2 protein-coding genes are annotated in these 2,497 nt (G+C 65.8%); both read right to left on the bottom strand.

The features are described 5' to 3' along the window. Positions 1-1,405, bottom strand: a 1,405-nt coding sequence (locus AC1D00_RS36420) for an MDR family MFS transporter (protein WP_477013997.1), incomplete at its 3' end; no start/stop codon positions are given. A 119-nt stretch (positions 1,406-1,524) separates the two neighbouring features. After that, a partial coding sequence (locus tag AC1D00_RS36415) for an HlyD family secretion protein (RefSeq protein WP_477013996.1) occupies positions 1,525-2,497 on the bottom strand: 973 nt, incomplete at its 5' end.

Below are 2,497 nucleotides of genomic sequence, written 5' to 3'. Positions count from 1 at the left end.
GCTCCAGCCGCGTCCGCGTCGCCTGCTCGAACACCGAAACCGACTGCATCAGCACGTTGGAGTGATATTGCTCGCGCTTGGTCAGCAAGGTCTGGAGCAGCGCGATGCCGACGGCGCCGCCGAGATTACGCATCATGTTGAACAGGCCTGAGGCCGAGCCCGCATTCTCCGCTTCGATGCCGGCGGTCGCCACAGCAGACAACGGGGCCATCACGAGCGCCTGGCCGATCGCACGGACGACATTGGGCCACAGCAGCTGGTCGGCGGCATAATCGTTGGTCATATCGATGTTCATGAAGTTCGAGGCCGCGAACAGGACGAAGCCGACGCCGATGATGATCCGCGCGTCGAAGCGCTGCATCAGGCGCGGCACCAGCGGAATCAACACGAGCTGCGGCAGTCCGGTCCATGCCAGCACCATGCCGATCTGCTCCGCATTGTAGCCCTGGATGCGCGCCAGATATTGCGGCAGGATGAACACCGAGCCGTACAGCGCGATGCCGAGCAGGAAGTTCGCGAGCATGCCGAAGCCGAAATTGCGGCGCACCAGCAGGCGCAGGTTCAGAAGCGGCTTCTTCACGGTGAGCTCGATGATCAGGAAGGCAGCTAGCGCGACGGCCGCGATGACGGACAATTTCACGATGAAGGGCGAGCCGAGCCAGTCGTCCTTGTTGCCTTCTTCCAGCACGGTCTGAAGCGCCGACAGGCCGATCGCCATGGTGATGATGCCGGCCCAGTCGCCTTCGCGCAGCAGCGCGAGCTGCATCGGCTTGGCCTCGAGCGCGTACCAGAGCATGCCGACCATGATCGCGCCCGGCACGAGGTTGACATAGAAGATGTACTGCCAGCCGAAATTCTCGGTGAGATAGCCGCCGATGGTCGGGCCGATCGCGGGCGCGAAGGTCGCCGACAGCGCGAACAGCGCAAGGCCGACCGGTTGCTTGCCGCGCGGCAGCAGCGTGATGATCAAGGTGAACGCCATCGGGATCAGCACACCGCCGGTGAAACCCTGCACGGCACGCAGCACGATCATCTGCGGCAGGTCCTGCGCCAGCGCGCACGCTGCCGACAGAGCCAGGAACAGGATCGCGTTGGTGAGGAGATAGATGCGGATCGAGAACACCTGGGCGAGCCACCCCGACAGCGGGATCACCACGATCTCTGCGATCAGATAGGACGTCGAGATCCAGCCGCCGTCGTCGATTCCGGCGCCGATCGCGCCCTGGATATCGGCGAGCGAGGCGTTGACGATCTGGATGTTCAGCACCGCCATGAAGGCGCCGAGCGTCGCGCCGATCACTGCGATCCAGGTCTWGGCCGACACGGCCGGAGTCGTGGGGGCCGCGGCAGGTGCGGGGAGGGTGGCGGCGGAGGCGGCGTTGATGGCCGGTTGGAGCGTGCTCATGGAAGCCTCGTCTCGGTTACGGAGACAGGATGCGCTGGGCGGATGGTTTCGATAATCGGCGGAGTTCTGGAAGGATCATCCGGCAGGGTTTGACAATCCTGCCGCATGCCCCCTCGAGGTCAGCCGCCGTTCGGGCGAGAGGTGTTGTTGGCGAGGCGCCTGGCCGTCTCGCGTTCGGCCAGCACCGCCTGCTTGGTGTCTACCGTTGGCACCGCGGACATGCCCGGCCGCAACAGGCCGGTCAAGCTGTGATCGTCGAGCACGATCTTCACCGGGACGCGCTGCACGATCTTGGTGAAATTGCCGGTGGCGTTGTCGGGCGGCAGCAGCGCGAATTCGAGCCCGCTGGCCGGCGACAGGCTGTCGACATGACCGCGCAGGGTCTGGCTGCGGAAGCTGTCGACGCGCAGCTCGACCGGCTGGCCGGGACGGACATGGGTGAGCTGCGTCTCCTTGAAGTTGGCGACCACATAGACCGCATCGAGGGGCACCACCGCCATCAATTGCGTGCCGGCCTGCACGAACTGGCCGACGCGCAGGCTACGGGCACCGACCGTGCCGTCCACCGGCGCGGTGATCTCGGTATAGGACAGGTTCAGCCGCGCCTGGTCCGCAACGGCGCGGGCGTGTGCGAGCTGGGCCGTGGCCTGGGCGCGCTGGGTGGTGAGCACGTCGACCTTGCGCTGTGCGGCCAGAAGGCCCGATTTCGCGTGCTGCAATTGCGCGCCGCTGGCGCGCAGCGCCGCATCGGTCTGCTGTGCGCGCTGGATCGTGCCGGAACCCGACTTCATGAGATCGTCGTAGCGGGCGCGCTCCTCCTGGGCGAATTTCAGGTTGGCGTCCGCAGCCRTGACATCGGCCGAGCTCTGCTCGATGATCGGCTGTTGCAGTTCGAGCTGGGCATCGAGGTTGCGCACGGAAGCCTCCGCGGCGGCGACATCGGCGCGAGCCTGATCGAGCGCCGCCTTGAAGTCGCGATCGTCGATCCTGGCCAGCACCTGGCCGGCTTTGACCTTTTCATTGTCGCCGACCAGGACCGTCGCGATGTAGCCGGAAACCTTCGGCGCGACGATCGTGGAGTCCGCCTTCACG

This window comes from Bradyrhizobium sp. P2_E8, from assembly GCF_056403875.1.
Note: the sequence above shows the minus strand (reverse complement) of the source record. Positions and strands in the feature narration are given on the sequence as shown.